Source organism: Chitinophaga sedimenti (assembly GCF_023156195.1).
GTDB classification, from domain to species: Bacteria; Bacteroidota; Bacteroidia; order Chitinophagales; family Chitinophagaceae; genus Chitinophaga; species Chitinophaga sedimenti.
The window spans coordinates 4468203-4492493 of the sequence record NZ_JAKUKA010000001.1; the positions used below are offsets into that span (position 1 = coordinate 4468203).

At 51.0% G+C, this 24291-nt stretch carries 30 protein-coding genes and 2 pseudogenes; 9 read left to right on the forward strand and 23 right to left on the reverse strand.

Going from position 1 to position 24291, the window contains the following annotated elements; all coding sequences use genetic code 11:
- The 6 genes and pseudogenes from MKQ70_RS25495 to MKQ70_RS25525 all read left to right on the forward strand — a co-directional run bounded on the left by MKQ70_RS25495 (nucleotide 1) and on the right by MKQ70_RS25525 (nucleotide 4621).
- Nucleotides 1-1115, forward strand: a pseudogene (locus MKQ70_RS25495) (acyl-CoA dehydrogenase family protein).
- A gap of 133 nt (nucleotides 1116-1248) precedes the next feature.
- Nucleotides 1249-2124, forward strand: a complete 876-nt coding sequence (locus MKQ70_RS25505) for a hypothetical protein (protein WP_248075269.1) — start codon at nucleotides 1249-1251, stop codon at nucleotides 2122-2124.
- A complete protein-coding gene (locus MKQ70_RS25510) occupies nucleotides 2063-2965 on the forward strand; it encodes an N-acetylmuramoyl-L-alanine amidase (protein WP_248081651.1) in 903 nt (300 codons plus the stop codon). The genes MKQ70_RS25505 and MKQ70_RS25510 overlap by 62 nt, the downstream gene beginning before the upstream one ends.
- A gap of 89 nt (nucleotides 2966-3054) precedes the next feature.
- Nucleotides 3055-3402: a carboxymuconolactone decarboxylase family protein gene (locus MKQ70_RS25515; protein WP_248075271.1), complete on the forward strand. Its 348-nt coding sequence runs from the start codon at nucleotides 3055-3057 to the stop codon at nucleotides 3400-3402.
- A 182-nt stretch (nucleotides 3403-3584) separates the two neighbouring features.
- The gene (locus tag MKQ70_RS25520) at nucleotides 3585-4280 is read left to right on the forward strand and encodes a 2-oxoacid:ferredoxin oxidoreductase subunit beta (protein ID WP_248075273.1); all 696 of its coding nucleotides are present in this window, start codon (nucleotides 3585-3587) and stop codon (nucleotides 4278-4280) included.
- Nucleotides 4271-4621 (forward strand): hypothetical protein, encoded by a 351-nt coding sequence (locus MKQ70_RS25525; RefSeq protein WP_248075275.1) that lies wholly within the window; start codon nucleotides 4271-4273, stop codon nucleotides 4619-4621. The genes MKQ70_RS25520 and MKQ70_RS25525 overlap by 10 nt, the downstream gene beginning before the upstream one ends.
- A 546-nt stretch (nucleotides 4622-5167) precedes the next feature.
- Here MKQ70_RS25525 and MKQ70_RS25530 read toward each other — a convergent pair.
- The 6 genes from MKQ70_RS25530 to MKQ70_RS25545 are packed head-to-tail and all read right to left on the reverse strand — an operon-like array spanning nucleotide 5168 to nucleotide 7252.
- Nucleotides 5168-5734, reverse strand: coding sequence for a LysE family translocator (locus MKQ70_RS25530; protein ID WP_248075277.1), 567 nt, complete (start codon nucleotides 5732-5734; stop codon nucleotides 5168-5170).
- Nucleotides 5691-6320, reverse strand: coding sequence for a GH3 domain-containing protein (locus MKQ70_RS43365; protein WP_443657649.1), 630 nt, complete (start codon nucleotides 6318-6320; stop codon nucleotides 5691-5693). The genes MKQ70_RS25530 and MKQ70_RS43365 overlap by 44 nt, the downstream gene beginning before the upstream one ends.
- Complete coding sequence (locus MKQ70_RS43370) at nucleotides 6320-6451, reverse strand: hypothetical protein (protein ID WP_443657650.1); 132 nt, start codon at nucleotides 6449-6451, stop codon at nucleotides 6320-6322. The genes MKQ70_RS43365 and MKQ70_RS43370 overlap by 1 nt, the downstream gene beginning before the upstream one ends.
- Nucleotides 6444-6755: a GH3 family acyl-acid amido synthetase gene (locus MKQ70_RS43375; protein WP_443657652.1), complete on the reverse strand. Its 312-nt coding sequence runs from the start codon at nucleotides 6753-6755 to the stop codon at nucleotides 6444-6446. Before MKQ70_RS43375 ends, MKQ70_RS43370 begins: the two co-directional genes overlap by 8 nt.
- A gap of 30 nt (nucleotides 6756-6785) precedes the next feature.
- Nucleotides 6786-6956 carry a hypothetical protein gene (locus MKQ70_RS25540; protein ID WP_248075279.1) on the reverse strand — a complete coding sequence of 57 codons (171 nt, stop codon included), beginning with the start codon at nucleotides 6954-6956 and terminating at the stop codon, nucleotides 6786-6788.
- The gene (locus MKQ70_RS25545) at nucleotides 6953-7252 is read right to left on the reverse strand and encodes a GH3 family acyl-acid amido synthetase (RefSeq protein ID WP_248075281.1); all 300 of its coding nucleotides are present in this window, start codon (nucleotides 7250-7252) and stop codon (nucleotides 6953-6955) included. Before MKQ70_RS25545 ends, MKQ70_RS25540 begins: the two co-directional genes overlap by 4 nt.
- A 202-nt stretch (nucleotides 7253-7454) precedes the next feature.
- Here MKQ70_RS25545 and MKQ70_RS25550 point away from each other — a divergent pair, with 202 nt between their 5' ends.
- From MKQ70_RS25550 to MKQ70_RS25560, 3 genes are all read left to right on the forward strand, one after another.
- Entirely contained in the window at nucleotides 7455-8225 is a 771-nt protein-coding gene (locus tag MKQ70_RS25550; protein WP_248075283.1) for an inositol monophosphatase family protein, read from the forward strand.
- A gap of 55 nt (nucleotides 8226-8280) precedes the next feature.
- A complete protein-coding gene (thiL, locus tag MKQ70_RS25555; RefSeq protein ID WP_248075284.1) occupies nucleotides 8281-8856 on the forward strand; it encodes a thiamine-phosphate kinase in 576 nt (191 codons plus the stop codon).
- Nucleotides 8857-8938: 82 nt separating this feature from the next.
- On the forward strand, nucleotides 8939-9307 hold the full coding sequence (locus MKQ70_RS25560; protein ID WP_248081653.1) for a thiamine-phosphate kinase: 369 nt from the start codon (nucleotides 8939-8941) through the stop codon (nucleotides 9305-9307).
- A 54-nt stretch (nucleotides 9308-9361) separates the two neighbouring features.
- Here the strand turns inward: MKQ70_RS25560 and MKQ70_RS25565 are convergent, their stop codons facing one another.
- The 17 genes and pseudogenes from MKQ70_RS25565 to MKQ70_RS41510 form a co-directional block, all read right to left on the reverse strand.
- Nucleotides 9362-10303 carry an FAD-dependent oxidoreductase gene (locus tag MKQ70_RS25565; RefSeq protein ID WP_248075286.1) on the reverse strand — a complete coding sequence of 314 codons (942 nt, stop codon included), beginning with the start codon at nucleotides 10301-10303 and terminating at the stop codon, nucleotides 9362-9364.
- Nucleotides 10288-11346: an FAD-dependent oxidoreductase gene (locus tag MKQ70_RS25570; RefSeq protein WP_248075288.1), complete on the reverse strand. Its 1059-nt coding sequence runs from the start codon at nucleotides 11344-11346 to the stop codon at nucleotides 10288-10290. The genes MKQ70_RS25565 and MKQ70_RS25570 overlap by 16 nt, the downstream gene beginning before the upstream one ends.
- Nucleotides 11343-12065, reverse strand: coding sequence for an SGNH/GDSL hydrolase family protein (locus MKQ70_RS25575; RefSeq protein WP_248075290.1), 723 nt, complete (start codon nucleotides 12063-12065; stop codon nucleotides 11343-11345). The genes MKQ70_RS25570 and MKQ70_RS25575 overlap by 4 nt, the downstream gene beginning before the upstream one ends.
- A gap of 13 nt (nucleotides 12066-12078) precedes the next feature.
- Nucleotides 12079-12750 carry a DUF4998 domain-containing protein gene (locus MKQ70_RS25580; protein WP_248075292.1) on the reverse strand — a complete coding sequence of 224 codons (672 nt, stop codon included), beginning with the start codon at nucleotides 12748-12750 and terminating at the stop codon, nucleotides 12079-12081.
- Between the two features lie 24 nt (nucleotides 12751-12774).
- On the reverse strand, nucleotides 12775-13326 hold the full coding sequence (locus tag MKQ70_RS42690) for a DUF5000 domain-containing lipoprotein (RefSeq protein WP_372490144.1): 552 nt from the start codon (nucleotides 13324-13326) through the stop codon (nucleotides 12775-12777).
- Nucleotides 13312-13964 (reverse strand): annotated as a pseudogene (locus tag MKQ70_RS42695) (DUF5126 domain-containing protein); the annotation flags it as partial. The gene MKQ70_RS42690 and the pseudogene MKQ70_RS42695, both read right to left, overlap by 15 nt.
- Before the next feature lie 26 nt (nucleotides 13965-13990).
- The gene (locus MKQ70_RS25595) at nucleotides 13991-14479 is read right to left on the reverse strand and encodes a RagB/SusD family nutrient uptake outer membrane protein (RefSeq protein ID WP_248075297.1); all 489 of its coding nucleotides are present in this window, start codon (nucleotides 14477-14479) and stop codon (nucleotides 13991-13993) included.
- Between the two features lie 11 nt (nucleotides 14480-14490).
- Entirely contained in the window at nucleotides 14491-15894 is a 1404-nt protein-coding gene (locus MKQ70_RS25600) for a RagB/SusD family nutrient uptake outer membrane protein (protein ID WP_248075299.1), read from the reverse strand.
- An 18-nt stretch (nucleotides 15895-15912) separates the two neighbouring features.
- The gene (locus tag MKQ70_RS25605) at nucleotides 15913-16254 is read right to left on the reverse strand and encodes a hypothetical protein (protein ID WP_248075301.1); all 342 of its coding nucleotides are present in this window, start codon (nucleotides 16252-16254) and stop codon (nucleotides 15913-15915) included.
- The gene (locus MKQ70_RS25610) at nucleotides 16232-17263 is read right to left on the reverse strand and encodes a SusC/RagA family TonB-linked outer membrane protein (protein ID WP_248075303.1); all 1032 of its coding nucleotides are present in this window, start codon (nucleotides 17261-17263) and stop codon (nucleotides 16232-16234) included. The genes MKQ70_RS25605 and MKQ70_RS25610 overlap by 23 nt, the downstream gene beginning before the upstream one ends.
- Nucleotides 17232-19337, reverse strand: a complete 2106-nt coding sequence (locus tag MKQ70_RS25615; protein ID WP_248075305.1) for a SusC/RagA family TonB-linked outer membrane protein — start codon at nucleotides 19335-19337, stop codon at nucleotides 17232-17234. Before MKQ70_RS25615 ends, MKQ70_RS25610 begins: the two co-directional genes overlap by 32 nt.
- 206 nt (nucleotides 19338-19543) lie before the next feature.
- Nucleotides 19544-20509 (reverse strand): FecR family protein, encoded by a 966-nt coding sequence (locus MKQ70_RS25620; RefSeq protein ID WP_248075307.1) that lies wholly within the window; start codon nucleotides 20507-20509, stop codon nucleotides 19544-19546.
- Nucleotides 20510-20570: 61 nt separating this feature from the next.
- Complete coding sequence (locus MKQ70_RS25625) at nucleotides 20571-21212, reverse strand: RNA polymerase sigma-70 factor (protein ID WP_248075309.1); 642 nt, start codon at nucleotides 21210-21212, stop codon at nucleotides 20571-20573.
- A gap of 242 nt (nucleotides 21213-21454) precedes the next feature.
- Nucleotides 21455-23077 carry an ArnT family glycosyltransferase gene (locus MKQ70_RS25630; protein ID WP_248075311.1) on the reverse strand — a complete coding sequence of 541 codons (1623 nt, stop codon included), beginning with the start codon at nucleotides 23075-23077 and terminating at the stop codon, nucleotides 21455-21457.
- A gap of 75 nt (nucleotides 23078-23152) precedes the next feature.
- Complete coding sequence (locus tag MKQ70_RS25635; RefSeq protein WP_248075312.1) at nucleotides 23153-23284, reverse strand: amidohydrolase family protein; 132 nt, start codon at nucleotides 23282-23284, stop codon at nucleotides 23153-23155.
- A complete protein-coding gene (locus MKQ70_RS25640; protein WP_372490145.1) occupies nucleotides 23230-23823 on the reverse strand; it encodes an amidohydrolase family protein in 594 nt (197 codons plus the stop codon). Before MKQ70_RS25640 ends, MKQ70_RS25635 begins: the two co-directional genes overlap by 55 nt.
- Entirely contained in the window at nucleotides 23763-24137 is a 375-nt protein-coding gene (locus MKQ70_RS41510; RefSeq protein WP_248075313.1) for a hypothetical protein, read from the reverse strand. The genes MKQ70_RS25640 and MKQ70_RS41510 overlap by 61 nt, the downstream gene beginning before the upstream one ends.
- Nucleotides 24138-24291: the final 154 nt, after the last annotated feature.

Genomic DNA, 24291 nt, shown 5'->3' on the forward strand with positions numbered 1-24291 from the left:
ATGGGCATCAAAGGCTCCTCTACCCGCCAGATCTATTTCCAGGACGCGCAGGTACCTGTTGAAAATGTACTCGGAGAAATTGGCAAAGGCCACCTCATCGCTTTCAACATCCTGAACATCGGCCGCCTGAAATTGTGTGCGGCAGCACTGGGCGGCACCAAACAAAGCATTACTATTTCTCTTCAATACGCAGCCACCCGCGAACAGTTTAAACAACCGATCGCCAATTTCGGCGCCATCAAACATAAGCTGGGCGAAATGGCCATCCGCACCTGGGCCTGCGAATCTGCGCTGTACCGCAGCGCACAACTGATCGATCATAAAGAAAAAGAACTGCTGGAGGCCGGCAAACCTTTTAACGAAGCGCTGCTCGGCGCGGCAGAAGAGTATGCCGTAGAGTGCGCCATGTTGAAGGTGAATGGCTCCGAGGTACTGGACTTCGTGGTGGATGAAGGGGTACAGATTCACGGCGGCAACGGCTTCAGCGACGAGTACGTAATTTCCAAAGCGTACCGCGACAGCCGCATCAACCGCATCTTTGAAGGTACTAACGAAATTAACCGCCTGCTCACCATGGACATGACGCTGAAACGCGCCATGAAAGGAAAAATTGACCTGATGACGCCTGCCATGAACGTGATGAAGGAACTGATGAGCATACCGGACTTTGGCAGCGATGACGAAAGCGAATTCTCCAAAGAGCTGAAGCTGATCGCCAGTTTCAAAAAAGCAATACTGCTGGCTGCCGGCGCCGCCGCGCAAAAGCTGGCCATGAAATTGGAAAGCGAGCAGGAAATATTGATGAACGTGGCCGATATGGCGTTGAAACCTTTGTGGCGGAAAGCGCCCTGTTGCGCCTCATCAAATTGCATACACAAAAAGGTGCGGACGCCGTAGCCCTGCAAACCGACATGGTACGCACCTACTTGTACGACGCCGCCGAACGTATTCATAAATCCGGCAAAGACGCCATCAACGGCTTTGCAGAAGGTGATGAACAACGCATGATGCTGCTGGGACTGAAGCGTTTCACCAAGGCAGAACCGTTCAACACAAAAGATGCCCGCCGCAGGATCGCAGATAAGATGCTGGCGGACAATAAGTATAGTTTCTAACTGGTCAACAACAATACCACAAAGAAGCGTTGCGCAGTACTGAAGCGCAACGCTTCGCTATTTCCCGCCCAAGTAGTAATCATTGTAAAACACGCAGCGCACCTTTATTTTTAGAGATCAGAAAAAAATGCTCATGATGAAAACGACAGGCGGCCTGCTGTTACTGGTATTTGCCGCCACACAGGGCTATGCGCAGGCCTTTATACGGATGACGCAGCCCGCCAGGGAGAGCAACGCCGTAACCACTCCGCGGCAGTATTTAGTTGGGAGCACATGTAAGGGCTGCACCCTCACTTTAAACGATACCACCGCCGTAGTGTATGGCACCGGCGCGTTCGCACTGCCGGTAAACCTGCGCCAGGGCGCCAACAGTTATAAACTTAAAGCCGTTGGTCCCGATGGTAAAATGGTAGAGAAAACCATCAACTTTACTTATTCGATACCCGAACCACCACAACCGGTAACCAACTTCAGCATCGCAAACGTGGAAACCTTTCCGGAAGGCAACCAGACAGTACAGCCCGGCGATCAGATCCGCATCCGGATGAAAGCATTTCCGGGATGTGTGGCAAAGGTCGGCGAGACGTTGTTATACGAGCAGCCGGGCGGTTTGCCCGGCATTTACCAGGGCGTTTATACGGTAAAACCCAACGACCCAATGATCACGGGCGCCGGTTTGCGCGCCACCATCCGTAAAGACGGACAGAACGAGCCGTCCCACCAGCGGCATTTTCACCATGGCGCCCTCCATTCCGCTGATCGTAAAAACAGTGGGCGATATGCCATACCTCGAGTTTGGCCTGGGCGACGATCGCCTCGGCGGCGCACGTATGGGCGTACTGGATACCGCGGTGTTGCTGAATGTAACCGGCAAAGTGGGCAACGATTACCGGGTACAGCTGGCGAAGAACCTTACTGCTTTTATACCTGCGGGACAAACGGCAGTAATGCCTGCCGGCACCTTTCCGCCTTCCTCTTTAACCAGCAGCTGGCGGGTTTGGGGAGATGAAAAATATGATTACGTGAGCATTGGCCTTTCTGCCAAACTACCGTACCGCAGCTCACAGCAGATCAATCCCGGGCGGATCGTGCTGGACATATTCGGCGCTACCGCCAACACGAACTGGATTTCGCAGCTGCAAAGCGTTAAAGAGATCAAAAATGCGTATTACGAGCAGGTGTCGGACGATATTTTCAGGGTAACGATCGACCTGGTGCATCAGCAGCACTGGGGCTATTCGGTATATTATAATGGCAATAACCTGGTGGTGCGCGTGAAACGTCAGCCGGCATCGCCCAGCCTAAGAGGGTTAACTATTTCGGTAGATGCGGGGCATGGCGGGAGTAATCCCGGCGCGGGCGGACCTACCGGCTCCTCCGAAAAAGAAATGACGTTGCTGATCGCCCGCGAGCTACAGGACCAACTGGTAGACGAAGGTTGTAAAGTGATCATGACACGGATGACCGATTCGTACGTCGACAATACCTACCGCATCTTATCCAACCGCGCCAAGGACCCTGACCTGCTGGTAAGCATTCACCTGAACTCTGCCGGCAACCCGATCGATGTGCAAGGGACGAGCACGTTTTATAAACACATTGGCTTCCGGCCGTTGAGCCAGGCGATTTATAAGCGCATGCTGGAATTAGGCCTGAAGGAATATGGCAATGTGGGCAATTTCAACTTTGCGCTGAACGTGCCTACGGAGTTCCCGAACGTGCTGGTGGAAACATTGTTTTTGAGTAACCCGGCAGACGAAGCCCCGGTGCTGAACCCGGCATTCAGGAAACAGATGGCGGCCAAAATCGTACTGGGACTCAAGGACTTTATGGCGGCAGCCGTGAAGTAGCGGGGGCGGGAGCTAAAATATCCTACTGTTTTAGTAGATTAATAAGTATATTTGCGCAATTAAGTAATTTACGCGCGAAAAATCATCTTATGAGTGAGTTGGTAAAGGAATTTAATGACTACCGGGAGAAAATGAACGAGGTCATACTCGGCAAGCAGAATAAAGTGATTAACCGCCTTTTCAACCTGGACACCAACACCTATGCGGAAGGCGCATTGAGCACCAAAGTAAAGGAGATGCTGGGACTGGTAGCCTCTATGGTATTGCGGTGCGACGACTGCATCAAGTACCACCTGGGCAAGGCGCATGAGCAGGGTGTAACCACCGAGGAGATGTACGAGATATTCGCGGTGGCTAACATTGTGGGTGGCACTATTGTGATACCACACACAAGACGGGCGGCAGAGTATTGGGAAGAGTTACAGGGCGCCAACTAGTATTGTGATTTGCGATAACCGAACAGCAGCACTATATTTGTCCTCTTTTTCGGGGTTTTGTAGCCCCTGATTCTTACGACCATCTCAATTATTCGCCTGTGCGCCAGGTATTTATGATTACTGCCACCTTGGGTGAGGCGGGAATCGTAACTTTGTAACAAACTATTCATAAACACGATAAAATGTCAACAGCAATTGTTACTCCGCAACCGTTAACGGCCAAGGATTTCGCTACGGACCAGGAAGTTCGCTGGTGCCCGGGCTGCGGAGACTATTCCATATTAAAACAGGTGCAGACCATCATGCCGGGTCTGGGCATTCCCAAAGAGAATATTGTGATTGTTTCAGGCATTGGCTGTTCTTCCCGTTTTCCATACTACATGAACACCTATGGCATGCACTCGATCCATGGCCGCGCCACTGCGATCGCTTCCGGATTGAAGGCTGCCCGCCCCGAACTGAGCGTTTGGATCGTTACCGGCGACGGCGACGGCCTCTCTATCGGTGGTAACCACACGATTCACCTGTTGCGCCGTAACTTCGATGTAAACGTAATGCTGTTTAACAACCAGATTTACGGGTTAACGAAAGGCCAATACTCTCCTACTTCGGAAACCAATAAGGTGACCAAATCCACGCCTTTCGGCAGCATCGACCATCCGTTTAACCCGCTGGCACTAGCCCTGGGTGCGGACGCTACCTTTATTGCCCGCAGCATGGACCGTGATCCCAAACACCTGCAGGAGCTGCTGAAACGCAGCCATGCCCATAAAGGCGCATCCTTCCGGAGATTTACCAGAACTGTAACATCTTTAACGATGGCGCATTCGAGGTATTCACCGAAAAAGGCAGCAAAGCCCGTGAAACCGTGTTCGTAGAACAAGGCCAGCCGCTGGTATTTGGCGCTGCTAAGGACAAGGGTGTTAAACTGGACGGCCTGCGCCCGGTGGTGGTAGACCTGAACGATGGCCTACACAGTGCCAGCGACCTCTGGGTTCACGACGAAAACGACTTCTACAAAGCCCAGATACTGACCCGCATGTTCGACGATCCGCGCATCGAAGGGCACCTTCCACGTCCGTTTGGCGTGTTTTACCAGGCATTCCGCCCCACTTATGAAGATATCATGGGTGCGCAGCTCGAGGAAGCACTGAGCAAACGTGGCCCCGGCGACCTGGATAAATTGCTGGCAGGCAACGAAACCTGGACGATCAAATAAGCCTATTATCAGTATTGATAGGAAGACCGGCCGTTTGGCCGGTCTTTTTTGTGTGGTATAGCGATCCCGGCTTTAGGGTTTATGAATACTAGGTTCATCTTTCGTTAATCCTTCGTTTATAGTAGGTTCAAAATAGGTTTGCGAACCTATCTCGAACCTAGGATGAACCTAGCTTGAACCTAGGATGAACCTAGGATGCCATAACGATGCTACAGACTGTCTAGTCCTGAAATAGGTTGTCACCCATGTTAAATAATCCGGATGAAGGTTTACACCTGTTGTTGTTAATCCGTATAAGTGTCACGTTCTAAAATAGGTTGTCACCCATGTTAAATAATCCGGACGAAGACTTCACACCAGCAAAAGTTTGCCGGAAAAACTTGTCAATGGGCGGGGGCTGCCCGGACAGGACTGCAGGAAATGATAAGGGCTGCCCGTACGGCAGCCCTTTATAAAAAGCTGATAGCAGTAATATAAGTTGAAGTGAGTGACACAACTGCGGCTGAGCAGCGCGTTGCGGCTGGCGGCCCCTAATGTCCGAGCGCCTTATCGAAAACCACCTTGTAGAACAGCACGAGCCCGAAAATGATCATGCATACACCGGAAACCCGGTTGAGCCACATAACCGTGGTAAGGGTAAGTTTGTGGCGGATTTTGTCGGCTACGAATACCTTGAAGATATCGAAAGATAGTACCATGGCCCGCCGCCACGCCATAGGTAACCCAGCGGTGGCTGGCCGGCAGGGCGCTGTTGGCGATACACACGGGGAGCCAGAATACGATCACACCCGGGTTCAGGGTGTTCATGAGAAAGCCGGCCGTCCAGATTTTGGCGTAGTCGCTGGTGCGGAACATTTCCGGGCGCTCGTCGCCGGTGACGATCTTCACCTTTTTAAACAGCAATCCGTACAGCCCCATACACATGAGCAGGATGCCGCCGACGATGCCTATCTGTTTGCTGTACGCTTCCATCCCGGAAATGAAGGAAGTGGCAATATTGCCGGCCACTACAAACAGGATATCGCTGATACTTACACCTAAAGCGAAGCTGATGCCCGCCTTAAACCCGTTATTGATACTGTATTTGATGATGGCGAAGATGACCGGCCCCACAGATACCGATAACACGAGTCCTAACCCCAATCCCTGAACAATGGCTGTAATCATGTGGAATACGCCGTTTTTTAGATTTTATTCTTGCCCCTTCCACGAATTTTTCCCAGTCTTTCAGCTTATCGCCTTTTAATACGCGCGGGAACTTGTTCATGGCGCCCTCCTTTCCTTTGTTGCGGAGGTAGTCGATGAACACGTCGTTGGGCATGATTTCCACAAATATTTCTTTGAGTGCGGCGGTTCTTTCCACTGCGTAGTCGTCGTTTACTTCGCTCAGCGTCTGGTCGATAATTTCGCGGATTTTAGCCGCATCGGCGCCAACGGCATCGGTGCCGATGTACCAGCGGTGTGCGAACAGGTTCTCGTAACTGAAGCCTGCCACGGTGAATTCGCGGATGTTGATGCCGAGCTTTTTCTGTACGGTATCGATGGCTTTGTTCATGTTATCGACGCTCATGTGTTCGCCACACAGGCTGAGGAACTGTTTGGTGCGGCCCACGATTACAATTTCGTGCTCCTTTACCGAGGTGAACTTTACCACGTCGCCAATGATATAACGCCACGCACCCGCACAGGTGCTGAGCATTACGGCGTATTCTGGTCTTCCACCACTTCGTGCACCATATAGGATTTCGGGTTCGGCTTCACCTCACCGTCTGCATCGAAGTTTTCTTCATTAAAAGGAATGAATTCGTAGAAGATACCCGCATTAAGCACCAGTTTGATGCCTTTGGTGCCGAGGACGCGCCTGGAAGCCAAAGGAACCCTCCGAAGCCATATAAGTTTCGATAAAGGTGATGGGCTTGCCCAGCAGCTTCTGGAAACTTTCGCGGTAAGGCTCGAACGATACGCCGCCATGGATATAAATGGCGAGGTTCGGCCAGATTTCGTGTATATGTTTTACGTTATGGTACTTGATAATTTCCTCTAGTACGATCTGGACCCAGGCCGGCACACCGCACACGGTGCCCACATCCCATTGGGGGCTTTGCGGACGATGAGTTTGATACGTTGTTCCCAATTCGGCTTTTTAGAGATTTTACCGCCGGGTTTATAGAACCTGCGGAACCACTTCGGGATATTTTGCCCGGATGCCGCTCATATCGCCTTCGTAGTAATCGCCTTTCTCGAACAGGGAGGTGGTGCCCCCAAGCATGAGAATGCCTTTTTCGAAGGATTTAGGCGGAACATTAAAGTTCGCCATGGAATATAACTGCTTCACGCCCACCTTTTTACGGTTTTGAGCATGGCGCGGGTTACCGGAATATGTTTGCTGGCAGATTCTGAAGTACCGGAACTGAGGGCGAAGTACTTGATTTTTTCCGGCCAGGATACGTTGGGCTCACCCTCCAGGCATTTATGCCACCACTCCGCGTGCATCTTGTTATAGTTGTGCACGGGAATGCGGCCACGGTACTGGGCTACCCAGTTCGGACTGTCCAGGATGTCCCGGAAGCGGTAATGCTCGCCGAACTGCGTGTGTTTAGCTTTTTCCAGCAGCCGGTGGAGGGTCTGCATCTGATATTGACGGGGAGTTCCCAGTTTAAAGGTGAACTGCTTGCGTATTCTGAGTGAACGTGATATAAGATTACCAATAATGGCCATTAACTATCCTCTTAAGTTTGAAATGCAAATTTATACCATTTATCACCTTCGGCAATGACCTTTTCGTAACAGGGGCCGAGGAAGGATTTTTCCAAAATCCCATTACCTTTGCTACATGTTAAAAGCAACGTTACTCAAAGCTACACAAGCCGGTGCAAAAGTTTTAAAGGAATATTTTAACGGTACGTTCGAAATTTCCAGCAAAAGTACGGCCAACGATCTGGTGACCGAGGCCGATAAAAAAGCGGAAGCAGCCATATTGGCCGTTATCCGCGACGAATACCCCGATCATTATATTCTCAGCGAGGAAACCGGGGAAATTGCTTCCAACTCCAATACTAAATGGATCATTGACCCCATCGACGGAACAGTGAACTTCGCCCATAATATCCCGCTTTGCTGCGTGTCTATCGGGGTGGAGCAGGACGGAGAAATGATCCTGGGTGCGGTTTACAACCCGATTATTAACGAGTTCTTCTTTGCCCAGAAAGGTTTTGGGGCCACGTTAAACGATCAGAAAATTTCCGTGTCAAAGAAAACGGACATGTCTAAAGCCTGCCTGGTAACAGGCTTCCCTTATAACTGGGAGGAGATGCCCAACGACCCGATGCAGGTATTTGAGCGTTTTGTGAAGCAGGGACAACCCGTACGCCGCCTCGGTTCTGCCGCCATTGACCTGTGCTGGGTAGCTGCAGGCAGGTTCGACGGGTTTTGGGAACACAACCTGAACGCCTGGGACAGCGCCGCCGGTTCGCTTATCGTAACGGAAGCGGGCGGTAAAGTCACCGATTTTAAAGGCAATGCTTACAAACCGGAACAACGGAGGGTACTCGCCACCAACGGGCACATCCACAACGACCTGCTACAAGTGATCAACAACGGTTAAGCCGTTTTACCATACACCGCTGCCGGCCGTAGCAAAAGTTGCGGCCATTATACACATGGAAGAAAGAACTGAAATAGAATCCCTGGGGGAATTTGGTCTCATCGACCACCTTACCCGCAATATTGAGATCCACAACGCCAGCACTATCACGGGCGTAGGCGACGATGCCGCCGTGATCGATCATTTTGGTAAACAAACCGTCATCAGCACCGATGTACTGGTCGAAAACATTCATTTCGACCTGATGTATACGCCCCTGAAACACCTGGGCTATAAGTCGGTGGTAGTGAACCTGTCCGACATCTGCGCCATGAACGCCATCCCCACCCATGTGACGGTGAGCATCGCGTTCTCTAACCGCTTTTCACTCGAAGCACTGGACGAGTTCTACGAAGGTGTATACGCAGCCTGCGAGCGCTACAAAGTAGACCTCATCGGTGGCGACACGAGCTCTTCGCAAAAGGGCTTTTTCATCAGCGTAACCGCTGTTGGCGAAGTAGCACCGGATAAGTTCGTGAAACGCTCCACCGCGCAAAAGGGCGACCTGATCTGCGTGAGCGGCGACCTCGGCGGCGCATACCTGGGTTTAACCATTTTGGAAAGAAAAGAAAATCTTCCTGGAAAATCCTAAAATACAGCCGGACCTCGAAAACCAGACCTACATCATTGGCCGCCAGCTGAAGCCCGAAGCCCGCCTGGACATTATCCAGTACCTGGCCGAAAAGGAGGTAGTGCCTACTGCCATGATGGACGTAAGCGACGGTCTGAGCTCAGAAATATTACACATCTGTAAACAGAGCAACCTGGGCGCGGTGCTGTACGAAGAAAAACTCCCCATCCACAGCGACAGCAAATTGATGGGCATGGAGTTCGGCCTCGACCCTACCGCCTGCGCACTGAGCGGCGGCGAAGATTACGAGCTGCTGTTCACCATCAAACAGGAAGATTATGAAAAGCTGACTTTATCCGAGGAAATTAGTGTGATCGGTTATATGAAGGACCTGGATGAAGGAGTGAACATCATTACGCGCGGCGGGAACATACACCCGATTACGGCGCAGGGATGGAATGCTTTTAAATAGCTTATAAAGGAAGGGCCGGTATCACTACCAGCCCTTTTATATTCACTCCAAAATTTACTTCCCTTCCGCCGGCACCATCAGCACCGCATCCGCAGCCACACTGCCATCCGCACCCTGGGCACTGATCTCGATATAATTCGATTTGCCTTTCGCGAAGGTATGCGTGCCTACCTCCACCCATTCACCGGATGTTTGCCCCTCGATGTGCACATCGCTTTTGTTGATTACGCCTTTTTTAAGACCGCCGCGACCTGCAATCGTATAAGCGGTGACGTTAGCGTTCTTTTCCATCTTCGGATAATAGATAAACACGCGATAAGCGCCCTCTTTCGGCACCTCGGGTATAAACCTTACGCTGCCTTTGCCGGAGGTATTCAGCAATGCATCTGGGCCGTAAGCACCATAAGGATGTGCGCTCGTCCAGTCGCCGGTTATTTTAATGTTGTCTTTATTATCGATGAAAATATCCGCTCTTGACCCATCTGATAGCGGATTCAGTTCCACGCTGCGGCGGATCCTGGCGGCATCGACCTGCTGCACCGCAATACGACGATCAATAGCTTCACAGGCCGCCAGTGCAGATGATTGCGCCAGGCACATGAATACCGGTTCCATGCGAATAGAGCCGTAGGCGATGTGTGTAGCCGATAAACACACAGGCACCAGCAGGTTGCTACAATCCTCCTGTTTAGGTATCAGCGAGCGATATGAAATAGGATAAGGAGGAAACCCGCCTTCTTCCACATTGCCCTCGTTCTTCACCATCCTTTTACCATTTTTAATGTGCACGAAGCGTTGCGTGTTGTGCGAATCCATTGTATAAGCGGCCATCCCGATGCCATCAGGCACCACTTCCTTACCTACGCAGTTATCCTGCTTCATCACGTAGGCGCCTTTCATGCGGCGTGCCTCACGGATGTACAGCTGGGGCGACCAGCCTCCATTGTCGGTATATTCATCTTTCGGATAACCATACTTATTCATCTGGTTGCGCATGTTTTCCGGCACGCGCGGATCGCTGGCAAAAAGTAAAGCAGTCCTTTGGTGTAGTCTTCATGCGCTTTAATAATTTTTGCACGTGTAGCATAATCACCCTCGGGATAGTCGTAGTTCATACCGATCATATCGGTCGAAAAACCGTTGCGGTTATTGATGTCCGTTTTCTTATTGGGCATGCCGCTGATAATGAAGTAGTCGTTCAGCTGGCGGCGCTGTGGTTGCGCAACGATCAGCCTGGCGAGCAGTTCATATCTTGTTACATCATAGTTTTCCGGCTGCGTGATCGGGATGCGGTTCGCCTCGTCGGTCGTCAGACAAATACGGTAGTTGTATGCCTGCACCTTTTTATCGCCGCTGCCGGTGGGCGCCAGCGGTTCGTCGCTGATGCCCCAGAGCAGGCCGCTGCCCGCATCGCCCGGCACTTTGTAAGGATCCACGTTATCCGGTATCTGGTGCCCGTCCATTAACTGCACACCGTTAAACGTTTCGCCGTATTCGCTGTTGGCTTCGCGGCCAACGGAGTAAGGTACGCCGGCGCGGGCCATCAGGTCGCCTTCGTAGGTACAGTCAATGAATACCTTAGCCGCAATGACTTTGCTGCCACCGTTGACATCTTCTACCGTAATGGTCCGGATAGCACCATTTACCTTTTCTGCTTTGTTGATGCGATGCCCGTACCACACCGGCACGTTCGCTTTTTTAATGTAGTCGTTAAATACGGCCTCCGCTGCATGCGGTTCAAATATCCATTGCTCCAGCTTACCGTACACTTTGCCCAGCCTGCGATAGAAGTCGAGCCCCAGGCCACGTACCGCATATTTGTTACCAATATCAGTATATCCTAAACCGCCGGAACTGAGTCCACCTAAATGCTTGCCAGGCTCTACGAGCAATACCTTTTTACCCTGCATTTTTGCCGTGTAAGCCGCAATTACACCAGCGGAAGAACCGCCGTAAACGCAAATATCCGCCGAATAGTCCTGCGCTGCCGCGGGTGTGGAACACGCGAGGCAAAGCGCCACTGCCATTAATCTCATCATGATAATAATCTTTTAAGATTGGCGGGATAACTGATACCCTCTGTTCCGCCGCCGCCGTTTGTAATACTGTCGCCGAAGCACACAATTTTCGATGTAGGTAACCGATTATATTTAATGAAATCGTAGACCGTTACGCCGATCAGCCGGTACCCGTCGGCGGTGGGATGCACGCCATCGGTTTTATTGCTGTTGGCTTCGTTGGTGAGCAGGCAGTTCTTTCCTTTACCGATGTTGCCTACCTTTTCAAAAATATGTCCCAGCTCCAGGATAGAAGTTTTATGTTGCTTCGCCAGTTCGCGGATGGTGTTGTTCACCGCGGCACGGCGACCGCCTGGCCCTTCGGCACCATAGTGGGCCTGGGGATGGCGGGTAAACAGGTATTCCTCGATATAAGGAAGTATGGTCATCAATATGACTTTACTTCTGGTGGCCTTGATGGCGGTAATAATGTCGGACATGTTTTTACGGTACTCCGGCAGCGGAATGTACTTCACGCTGTTCATGTCGTTGGTGCCGCACATGAGTACCGTAAGGGCCGGCTTATGGTCCAGGCAGTCCTTTTGCATGCGTTTGAGCAGGTCAGCGGTATTATTACCACCTACGCCTGCATTAATGATCTCTGAACCGGTTTCAGGCCGCTGTGCATGCGCCTCCGGTATGGGCAGGGCCAATGCGGCCGCGCCCAGCAATGACGTGGATAAGAAATTTCTTCGTTGCACTTCGTATCAAGCGTTAAAAGTTAACAGACACCCGCGCGGCCGAAAAAGTATCGATCGCAGCAGATAATGGCTTATACAAAGTATGATATTCCAGGGTATTATTCAAGGGAATGACGTCCAGCAGTGTAGTCTTTTCCGTGACCGGTACAAACCGGGTTTTATCGGTTCCATCGGGCTGCTTATAATACATTTTTATCCCAACTGCCCGGGGATCCGCATCCTGCCAGTCGAGCTTGAGCGTGTTATTTACTTTGGTTTTTGTTTTGATGAGCCTGTTCAATAACGTGCTTTCATAAAAATCGCCGTAAACATCCCCGTTAATGGTCGTTTTAATGGAGGCGTCACCACGGTTATTGTAGTTGTACACCTGGAAAGTATACGGCCCTTCATTCATCTTGTCCAGCATCAGGCGGATAGTATCTACGCCGTTGGTGCGTTTTACCAGCACATTTGTAGAATCTTTCCGGTTATTCCAGTATACGCGCGCAGAAGTGATGGTGGCGTCGGTGGTGAGCAGCCATACCAGCTCAATACGCTCGCGACCCGGATATACCTTTAACGAATCTGCTTTGCCGGCGTAGACAATTTCTCCGCCGGGTGCATAATCCTTATACTTTTCGTCTGTTTTTTCGCAGGCCAGGCATAGCGTCAGCAGTGCCATGGCCAGGTATAATAAGCTTTTCATTTTTTCATTTTTAGGTAGATGTGATTACTGTACTTCGCCAAAGAGCGTAGCTTCCGCCATCCACATGTAATCGGAGTTACCCCATGTTTGCAGCAATTTGATGCGGATGTACCGTACAGCCGGTATATCAAGCGGCATTTTGAATTCATGTCCGGCCTGGGCCTTTAAGATATCATCGTTACTCAGTGTACCAATTGGTAAACCCGATGGCTTTATCACTTCGCATTCCGAGAGTCTTATCCAACCGGTGAAACTACCGTCGGCAGCGGGTTCATTCGTACCCCAGATCTCAAACATGCGTGGATCGCCGGCTGAATACAGCAAATTCTGCTCGTCGTTTACACCTCTTGGAATATATTGGAAGCGACTCAGCTTGGCTTTCACGCCCAGATCGAAGGTAATTCGATGCGGCATACCCGATCCATTGGCCGTACGCAGCCAGGAAGAAATACTGCTGCTGCCGCCGTTGATCACATTATTCCATAAATTAGACATGGGCATATTACTGTGCAGGTTGGCATCGCCCGCCAGCTTCATCGCCTTAAACAGCGATTTATTCAGCTGTTGTTCAAACATCGGCGTCAGTTGCTTCCACACCGTGTCGGAAAGGTTGGTCCAGCGATCGCGCACATATAAACCAAACCAGCGGGGCTTTGCATCAAAGCCACGGGCAGGGAAAGTACCTTTCTTCTGGCTCGTGTAATACATATCCGCGGGTACCACATCTCCCTGCTCATTCTTTGTCAATACTCCGATCACAATATTAGCAGAATCTTCGTTTAAGAACGATACGGAAATACCGCCAAAATCAGCGAAGAAGTCGAGCGAAGCAAAGGTTTTATACACAGGCGGCAACAGCGGCTTTACCTTTACCACTACCGGTTCGGAGCGCACTTCTGAACGACTGATAGAGTACAGCTTTACTTCTCTTTCGGTGGTATCGCCAAAACCATCGAGCGTTAATGTGTTATTATAGTAGGTGGCGATCGCCTCCATTTTTTCCCTTTCCGGATCTCGTATTCGGCTTTCACATAAAACAACTCGGGATCTTTAGGCAGCGCGTAGGTGAGTACCACCTTACCCGCCAGCCCGGTTGATTTAACATCGCTGACCAACTGCGGTGCTTTTCCGCCACTGTTCAGCGGTTCCAGCATTTCTTCCTTGCAGCCGAAGAATACGACAGTAAACAATATCAGCCAGTATTTATATTGCATCTTGCTAAAATTAAAAGTGAATAAATTTACCAACCCGGCGATTGTACCAGCTGGTTGTTCACGATCAGATCGTTTTCCATAATGGGCCACAGGTAATCACGCTTGCGGAAGGTCTGGTTGTATAACAGCCTGGGCTGATAATACTCATCCGCCGTTTTACCGGTATAGTTCCATCCGCGCACCGGTTCGTTCATCACCGTTTCCGCTTCTTTCCAACGGCGCAGGTCCCAGAAGCGGGCGCCTTCAAAGGCCATTTCTATCAATCTTTCCTGGTGAATAATTTTCCGCATACCGGGTTTCGTAGTATAAGCAGTGGGGTTGGACGAGAACTGTGTCCATGACTCCGCTACCGATTTCAGTCCGGCTCTTGCCCGCACCAGGTCTATCCACTTCATCGCTTCCGCGTCCGGGCCTGTACTTTCGTTTAATGCTTCCGCATATAAAAGGTACAGGTCGGACAAACGGATAATGGGCCAGGGATAGGACTGTATGGTAACTTCTGTAGCGCTGGACACCGATGCCGGGTTTACCAGCTTTTAGGCCAGTAGCCGGTCATGGAATATGCCCAGGCGTGGTTGTTAGAGATCTGGCCGAGTTTGGCCTCCACATACACATTATCAGAATCGGAGAAACGGCTGTTGCCGTACCAGCGGCTGCCATCGAAGCCGAGGTCTGCATAGTAACGAATTTCGCGGTCGAAGTTCAGTGCGGCCGTTACGTACGAAGGTTTCAACATCAACCTGTCTGCATTGGTGGCAGTACGCTGCGAATAACGCGCGTTGTAATCCCAGGTAATATCTTCATTAATGGGTACGCCGTTCTTTGTGTAAAACTGCTCGGCGATTTTCAGCGGCACCCCAAAAGAGGAGAGCGCGCCACCCTGTTTATCGCCGGTATACAACTTGGGCAGCGATTCCTGTTGCAGGTTACCTGCGCGATTATTGGTGCTGGCCCAGATAATTTCCGAATTCCACTTCATACATACGGCATTGCGTATGCTCATTTCCGTTACCGTCTGATCCGATACTTTAAATGGAATGAACGCCGGGTTCTGATAATACAGCTTCATGCCTGCGGCATGGCATTGCTCAATAGCAACGCGGCATGCTTCTGCAGCGCGCGCCCACTTAGCGGGATCTACGGTACGGGAATACAGGTGTTCGCCTTTCTTGTTTACAATCTCTGCATAGTCGCTGTTGCCGTTAAAGAGCGGAGAGGCGCCGGTAACGAGCAATTGTGCTTTTACGCTGAGCGCGATGGACTTGGTTGCGCGACCGAGTTCTGTTGCTTCGTTCGCGATCAGGTCTGGCAAATCAACCGCCGCTTCATCCAGCAACGCCGCAATATAATTCACACAGGAATCTACCGGCGACTGCCATACTTTCACTTCGGCAGGACCACTTGAAATGGGTATATTTTTATCAACCAATGGAATCGGGCCGTACATGCGGAACAGGAAGAAATGATAATACGCCTTCAGGAATTTCGCTTCGGCCTTCCAGCGTGTTTTTTCATAATCGTCCATGTCCGGCACCTTATCAATATTTTCGATGAACGTGTTACAATCGCGGATCGCCACGAACATACCACGGCCGCCGCGGGTGCCGCCCCAGTAGTTCGAATATGGATCTACGATGTTCTGAAACCCGCGCGCGATCTGCCACGCCGGCATCGATACGTTTACGTTGTAATCATTTCCCCACAACTCATCTCCTCCTAAAAAAGTAAGATAGTTGTACGACTCCGTAAAACGCGGCTGGTAGCTGTAGAGCGTAAACAAGTACTGTTCCGCCTTAGCCCGCATACGGAACACGTAGTCTACGGTCGCCACGTTATCGGGCACAATGTCAAGATAGTGACAGGAAAAAGCGATCGGCCAGCACAGCAGCACCAGTGATAGCTTTACATTCTGAATGAGTTTCTTTAGCATATTCGTAAGTGCTGAAGGTTAAAAAGAAATTTGTGCGCCGATGTTCACCACTCTTTGCACAGGATATCCCAGTCCGTTACCGCCCATTTCCACATCCCAGAGTTTAAAACGGCTGAGCGAAAACAGGTTGATACCACTGGCATAGAAACGTGCTTTTTCCACTTTGATACGACGCGTAGTTGCCTGTGGCAGCGTGTAACCCAGTTCGGCCGTTTTCAGGCGCAGGAAAGCACCATCGCGCATAAACCACGTACTGCTCACCTGGTTATTGTTGATGTTCCGGTTGCTCAGGCGCGGCCAGATGGCGTACAAATCCCGGTTATCTTCCGACCAGTGATTATCTGCATATACTTTCAACAATGCACGATCGTTTACGAAAGGCGCTGTAGCGGAAGGATTGATCCAGAACGATTCGCGCGCAAGCCCGGAAGAAGGCCGACATATCGAAGCTTTTATATCCGAGTGAAAAGCCAAATCCATACACTACTTCCGGTGTGGTCGGATAACCGATAGCCACCATGTCGCGGGTAGAGATAATGCCATCACCGTTTACATCATGGTACTTGATATCGCCCGCGGTGTATTCGCCAAAGCTCTGTTGTGGTGAGTTCAGCACTTCTTTGTCATCGGCAAAAAGGCGTTCGGCAATGTAACCACGCACCTGTGATAAAGGATGACCTACCATCGACAGGTATCTTTCATCATAGTCAGGCTCTTCGTACACCTCAAATTTGCTGGTAGAATAGGTGAAGTTACCACGCGCCTGAATCCACAGGTGGCGGGAGAAGTTATGGCTGTAATCGATCGACAGGTCCATACCCTTACCGCTGGCCTCACCAATGTTCGCTTTCACATCTGAATTGGCCAGCACGCCCATGGTTACAGGAATGGAGGCGCGCGTCATGAGGATGTTGCGACGATATTCGCTGTATACATCCAGCAATACGTTGAAGTTATTATTTAACCCGATTTCCAGGCCCCAGTTGGTCTTGGTAGCTGTTTCCCAGGTGATGTTGTTGTTACCGTAACGATTTACGTTAATACCGGGACGGCTATACGTGTAATCTGTACCAAACGCAGACGAACGGCCATTGTCACTCATATTCACATCAGACAGGTAGAAGAAACGGTCTGATGGCGCACCGATCGCATCATTACCTACCAGGCCATACGTATAACGCAGTTTCAGGTTATGTAAGATGTGCTGGTAAGGCTTCAGGAATTTTTCGTTGGAGATGATCCAGGCGCCGCCCACAGACGGGAAGAAACCAAAGCGTTTATCCTTGTAAAAACGCTCGGAACCATTGTAACCAAAATCAAACTCCACGAAGTAACGATTATCGTACGAATACGTATAGCGGCCCGACAAACCAATGTTGCGGTGCGGCAGCGATAACTGCAGCGAGCCGGCATTTTTGCAGTATCTGGTTATTCATGAGGAATACCAGCATCGCGCTAATGTTATGCTTTTCGCCTATCGTCTTGTTGTAGTTTGCCGTAGTCTGTATATACGTGGTGGCATTAATATCCTTATTGCCTTCATCGTAGTTCAGATATTCGGTACCGGTATTCGGATTGATCAAGTTGAGCGTGTAGTTGTTCGTGTACTTATCATACTGCTCCACCTGGTACCAGAAAGGATTGTAGAAGCGGTATACATCAAAGAAAGAAGTGCGGGTGGTATTAAACAACGCATGCAGCGACAGCCCTTCTGTGATGAACGACAGGTTCTGCTTCACCTCGAACTGCGCCACGATGTTGGAGCGCGTGTATTCTTTATACCCCTTCACCATATCTGCATATGGGTTGATATAGTCGCCATTGCCATAGTTGCCGAACATGATATGTTCTGTGTAGGCATGCGCATCATCTTTCGGGAAGTAGGCCGGGAACAACACCGGGTTGGCAGACATTACGCGGTTGTACATATCGGTACCGCTGGTGAGCGGGCCGGTATAGTCGTCGAACGTGCCGTACAAACGCACACCTACTTCCGTAGATTTGGTCAGGTTGATGTTTACGTTCGAGCGCAGCGCGTATGTTTTTAAATTGATATTGTTGTTGAAGTTGTTGCGCTTGTCTACTTTTAAAATGCCATTGTCCTGGTTGAGCGTACCGGCCAGGTAGTAGCGGGCAATTTTACCGCCACCGGATACATTGAAGTTGGCGCGCTGGTTATTGGTATGTGTTTTAAACAGCTCCTCGCGCCAGTTGGTGGCCGGGTATACATACTTGTTGGTGCCGGCAATCGTATTATCGATCTTAGCCTCGGAATAAGGCAGTTTACCCAGCGGATCGCGGGTCAGTACCGCTTCGTTACCCAGGCGCATATAAGTGATCGGATCGGCGAGCTCCACGTTCCTGGTGGGGGCAGAGTAGGAATTTTCCAAACGCACGGAAACGCGCGCCTTGCCTTCCACACCCTCTTTCGTGGTAACGAGAATTACGCCGTTGGCACCCCGCGCGCCGTATAAAGCGGTGGATGTGGCATCTTTCAAAATAGAAAAGCTGGCGATATCATCCACCTGCATGCGTGCAAGGTCGGTAGTTGTTAATTCGATACCATCGATCAGGATCAGCGGATCTTTTTTATAACCAAAGGTGGTTACCCCGCGAATGAAGAAATCTGCGTTATCCGCACCCGGCTCGCCGCTACGCTGGTAGGCGATTACGCCGGCCATACGGCCTGCCAGTGCTGTGGTCAGGTTACTGGAGGGCACTTTTAACTCTTTCGGGTTGATGGTGGTTACAGCCCCTACTACTTCTTTTTTCTTCTGTTTACCAAAACCTACGATCACGGTCTCGTCCAGCTGGTTGCTGGCCACGCCCAGCTGCACATTGATGACATCGCGGCCATTTACCGCAATTTCCTGTCTGTCGTAACCGATCATACTGAACACAAGTGCACTGGCGCCTTCCGGCAAATCCAGCAGCACGTACTTGCCATTCAGGTCCGTGGTGGTACCTACGCTTGGTTTTTCTTTTACGGCGATGGTAACACCGGGTAAAGGTGAACCCAATGTATCCGTTACAATGCCGCGCACGTCTTTCCGCACGATCCTGGCCACCACTTCATCACCCCGGGTGGTAATGGCAATGAGGTTCCCGTCGAGCAGTTTATACTGCAAATCGGCCAGTGGCAGCACTCTTTCGAGTACGGCAAACACGTTTTCCTCCTTCACGCGCAAATCCACCTTTTTATCGGGTTGCAGTTTGCGTTCACTGAACAGGAAGTGATATTTTGTTTGTGCTTCAATAGCCATCAGTACTTTCCGGATATCGGCTTCGCGCAAGTCCATGGTGACTTTATCCTGCGAATGCACAGACGCGGAAAGGTGAAGGAAGGAAACAAGAATAAATACAAATGTCAGTTTCATAACGACAAGTACCTTTAGCAGCACATGCGGCGGTCCGAAAGCATGCACCAGATGCTTTTTTTTCATAACTTACGTAGAATTAGTAGTAAACAATAGGAAGCCGCGGTCGCTCAAAACTAAGGCCTCCTTACATGCTGATTGAACGGGGAATGCTGTCAACATTTCCCGTTTTTTTTATTTTGGTTGTTTTATTACGATCAGTTTTTGTTAGTAAATAATGATTGCGTCCTCTTCCTGCCGATAGTTAAATGACTCGGTAATCTGCAGGGCTTCTAATGCCTGCGACAATGTTTCTTTTTAAATATGCCGGTGAACCTCAGTTGTTCCAGCGTTCTATCGTCAAAACGAATGGTGACGTTGTACCATCGTTCCATGCGCGTGGCCAATGTGGCAAAGGTTTCGTCGCGGAACAGCAGTTTATTGTCTACCCAGGCGGTTTCTATGATGGCGCTGTCTTCCAGCGGATAATATGTAGGTGCGGAGATCAGCGGTTTGTCCGGTTGTTGTACCACGCTGCTGTCGCCAGCCGGTAATACCAGCTTCTCCGAAGGTTTCAGGCGGATTTTTTTATCTGGTTGTGCATTGAGCGTTACTTCCACTTCGCCGCTGATGAGCGTTGCTTCATAGGCGCCGTCGCCGGGATAGGATTTTATATTGAAACTTGTACCCAGTACGTGTACGAGCATACGGTCGGTATGCACTACGAATGGCCGCTGCGCATCATGCGCTACATCGAAGTAGGCTTCGCCGCTGAGATACACATCGCGGCTGTTTTCGGCAAATTTCGCGGGGTATTTGATTTCGCTGTCGGCATTGAGCCATACGGTGGTACCGTCGGCCAGTTTAATGAGAGAGCGGGTACCACGTTTATTGCGTTCAGTGCGGAGCTGATCGCTGGTATGGTTGTATTCCAGCAGCATCCAGGCGGTACCGGCAATAAGAATAACAGCGGCGGCGATTTTTAAAAAGGGACCGAGCCAGCGTCGTTTGGGAGCGGGTGTTTCCCAGTCGTTGGCGGCGCGCAGTTGTGCGGCCAGGCGTTCGAAGGCACGGGAGGTGTGAACGGGATCTTCCCCGGCTTCCTGGTTTTTCCAGAAGCGTTGCATCAGCTCCTGTCCCTTAGCCAGGCGAGGATCGGCCTTCAGCAAGGCTTCCAGCTCAAGGAGTTCATCCGTGGAAAGATCGCCGGAAAGCTTTTTAGATAACAGCCATATGTACCGTTCGGTGTGCATGTGCATAACGTGGAATTCGCGCTTATATATACAAGACACCGAAACGGAACGAACTTACGTATCCGTTCTAAAAAAAAATCTCAGGAAGCAGGACGGCGAGCAGACCGGCAACGGTTAGCGGATCGACAGAGCGGGTTTTTTCTCGGGAAGTGGAAAGGTAAGGTTCGAGAATGATTTGTAACTGCTTAACCGCCTGGAACAGTTGCGTTTCCACCGTGCGGTGGGAGATTTGCAGGATTTCGGCCACTTCTTTGGGCTTAAAGCCCTCTTCTTTTATTAAACGGAAGATGACGCGCCGCCTGGCAGGCAGCATTTCCACGGCTTCGTCGAGGCGCAGCAGCAGTTCGCGCCACTCGGTAGCGGTGCAGGGATCAAAGGTGTTGACGATATGGGCTTCGCCGGCTTCATCGGCCGGCACGATGTGGTAATTGGAAAACTGTCGCAGGTGGTTCAGCGACTGGTTGCGCACAGCGGTAAATAAATACTTGTCGATCTGGGCCACTTCAGCAAATTGCTGCCTGCCCGTCCACAGTTTCATAAACACGTCGGATACGACTTCTTCGGCCGCCTCGGTACTTTGCAGGTACTCGGCGGCGAACTTTACCAGTCGTGCATAGCACAACGTAAACAACTCCTCAAACGCTTTCTGGTCGCTTTGAGTACAGATGTTCTGCCATAAGGTAGAGAGATGGGCTTTATCAGTTTTCATCCGGGAAAATTGCTTTCGGTTCATTAGCACACTCAGGGCCAGGCAATCACTACAGCCAATCTTTTTATCACGTGAAATTCGTACCCAAAGTAATTTTTAATATTTGATTTCAATGCGGCGCAAAATTTTTGCAGGGGAAGAGGGAAAAGAAAGTACAAGCGTGCGACGCAACGGCAGACTGGTAGCGATTTTGCGCTGACCTCCCAGCAATAAAAAACCCGGCTAAAAATGCCGGGCTTTCGTTATGGTACGGTGATCCTGATCGTTTGACTGTTGTGCGTGGGCGGTAACCCCGGCACGTACACGCAGTATTTTAAGCGGTAACTCCCGGGCGTTTCGGGCGCTTTCACCTGTATGTCTACCGAGTCGCGTGTAAGCGCCTGCTCGAGCGAGAGACTGGTGCGCACGGTATCGAAATACTTTTCGGGCCCCATGATAGCGTACCCGAGCATGGCCGGACGCTCAGCCGGGAAAGGCAACGCCACCCGGTAGTCGGACTGCCAGCCAAGGCGGAACTGCAGCTGCTGGCCGGGCCTAGCGGTTACTTTGGTTTCCGCCTGCGCAAACTGCACCAGCGAGTATGACACGTACGGTGCAAAATCTTCGAAGTAGATTTTCCCCTTCGCGCTTTCGAAACTGTCTTTCGGCTGCTGGAAGTACGGACGGCTGCCGCCCGCCAGCAACACCGGTTTGTTCCAGATCGGCTCTTCGAGGTGCCAGTAATTATATTGGCTGCGTCGGTTGTTCACGCTGTTAAGGCTGTACGCCTCGCCGCCGGCGTAAAACATGTATTTGGAAGGCGCCTGATAACTGTTCAGGAACACCACGGGTTTATCGCCCGCCTGCTTTTTTATCGCCTGCGCCCATTCGGTATTATAATGCAGCTCGGGCCGCACGTGCACATCGGGCATAAAATCCCATATCATATATATACGGGTGGCCAGCACCAGGAGCAGCGAAATGGGCAATGTATATAGGAGCGGTTTCAGGCTAAGGCGGTTACGGATAATGGACTGGTGCGCCAGGATTACGAGCGGCGTAAAGACCATCACCGTCCAGTTAGCCTCTACGCGGCCTTTGGCGGTGCTAATAAGGAAAAACACCAATACGCCGGTAAGACAGAACTTCAGCGTGCGCTCAAACGTGCGCTGCACGGGGCTGCTGAACGCATAATATAATAACAGCCAGCCCATGAGCGGACCAAACATTAATACCTGCCCGACAATGTACTCCACGGTGAAGTTCAGCTGGTAGGTATCCGCGTTCCGTTCCACCAAATGATATTGCAGCGAAGGGAAGTGATGCGTGTACTGCCAGTAAATATGCGGCAGGAACAGGATAGTAGTGATGATGCAGGCGATGTAGTACTTGGTTACTTTCAGCAGGCTCACGTTACTCAGCACGGTGAAGAATACCAGTAATATGCCATGGTACTTACTGTAGAACATCAGCGCCATGCTGAGGCCCAGCAGGAAAGTGTTTTGCCAGTCCTGTTTCTCAAGAAAGTTTTTATAGATGCGGAAGTACAGTGTGGCGAAGAAGATCAGCGGCACATCTGGCACGGCGAGCATGCCACCCAGCTGCATTGCCCCCATGGCGCCCATAATAAGGTAGAATACGCGGTTGTTTTTAGGCCGCAGCATATCGTCTACCAGCATGAGGGTGAGCACGTTGAGGATCACCATGCCAATCCGTACACCGAGTTCGTTATGAAACACGGAATACCCCAGCTTGATAAGCAGCGCGATCATTGGCGGGTGATCAAAGTAGCCCCAGCTGAGGTGATTGCTGTACACCCAGTAGTAAGCTTCATCGTCCATCAGGCCTGTAAACAGTGCCTGCACAACGCCGAGGGCGAACCACAAAAAGTAAAAAAGCTTTTATACTTATCCCGTCTGATATAACTAGCGAAGGTCGACATAAGGGGCGAAGTTATGAAATCAGTGGGGCAGTATCAATTGTTTCAGGGCGAGTTGCTCGTCCAGCACCACGAAGGCGGCCTCGTAACCGGGAGCAATTACGCCCAGTGGCGTTTCGCGCTGCAACAGGCGGGCGGGGATCTCCGAAGCCATGCGTAATGCCTCCGGCAGGTCGATGCCCACTTTCTCACACAGTTCTGCACCGCTTTGAGCATGGTGAGGCAGGAGCCAGACAGGATGCCGTCCTGCGTTACGAAACGGTCGGGCTGACGAATATATTTGTAAGCACCTTCGAGATTTTCCTCTACCGCGTCGGTGATGAGGAACAGGCGTTCGCCCATTACCTTTTTGGCGATGCGGATGGCGTTAAAGTCTACGTGTACCCCATCGGCCACAATGCTGGCCAGCACTTTCGGATGATCGAAAATAGCGCCTACCATGCCTGGTTCGCGGTGCTGGAAACCCGACATGGCGTTAAACAGGTGTGTGGCCGCCGGGATGCCCGCTTCGAAAGCTGCGTAGCCTTCGGGATAAGTGGCATTGCTATGTCCGGCAGAAACAATGATGCCCGCGTACATCAACCTTTTTACCAGTTGCTGATCGCAGCGTTCCGGGGCCAGGGTCATCATTTTTACGATGCCGCTGCCCTCTTCGAGTATCCAGTCGATATCGGCGGCGGTGGGTATTTTAATATGTTCTTCTGCGTGAGCGCCTTTTTGATGGGGTTCATGAAAGGGCCTTCGAGATGGAGCCCCAGTAACCCCTGCCCGCCGGCCTCCCAGTAAGCTTTTACCGCATGGATAGCGCTGCGCATCAGTTCGGCGGAACTGGTGGGCACGGTGGCCATGAAGTAGGCGGCGCCGCCGCTCTTGCAGTATTCGTACAGGCTGGTAAGCGATGATATACTGGGGTGTACGGAAAATAGTTCGCCGTTGCCTCCATAAACCTGCATATCAATAAAAGCAGGCGCGATAATGTTGCCCTGAAGATCGGTGGTATCTTCCACACCGGCTTCGGCATCGGGCAGGATGTTAACGATTTTTCCGTTCCTGGTAAGGATGGTATGTCCTTTCAGCCAGCCGCCGGGGTGGCGATGGTTCCGTTTGTGTAGGCTTTCAGCATAATTATAGTACGATGAAACAGGGCCGGCCTCCTGGGCC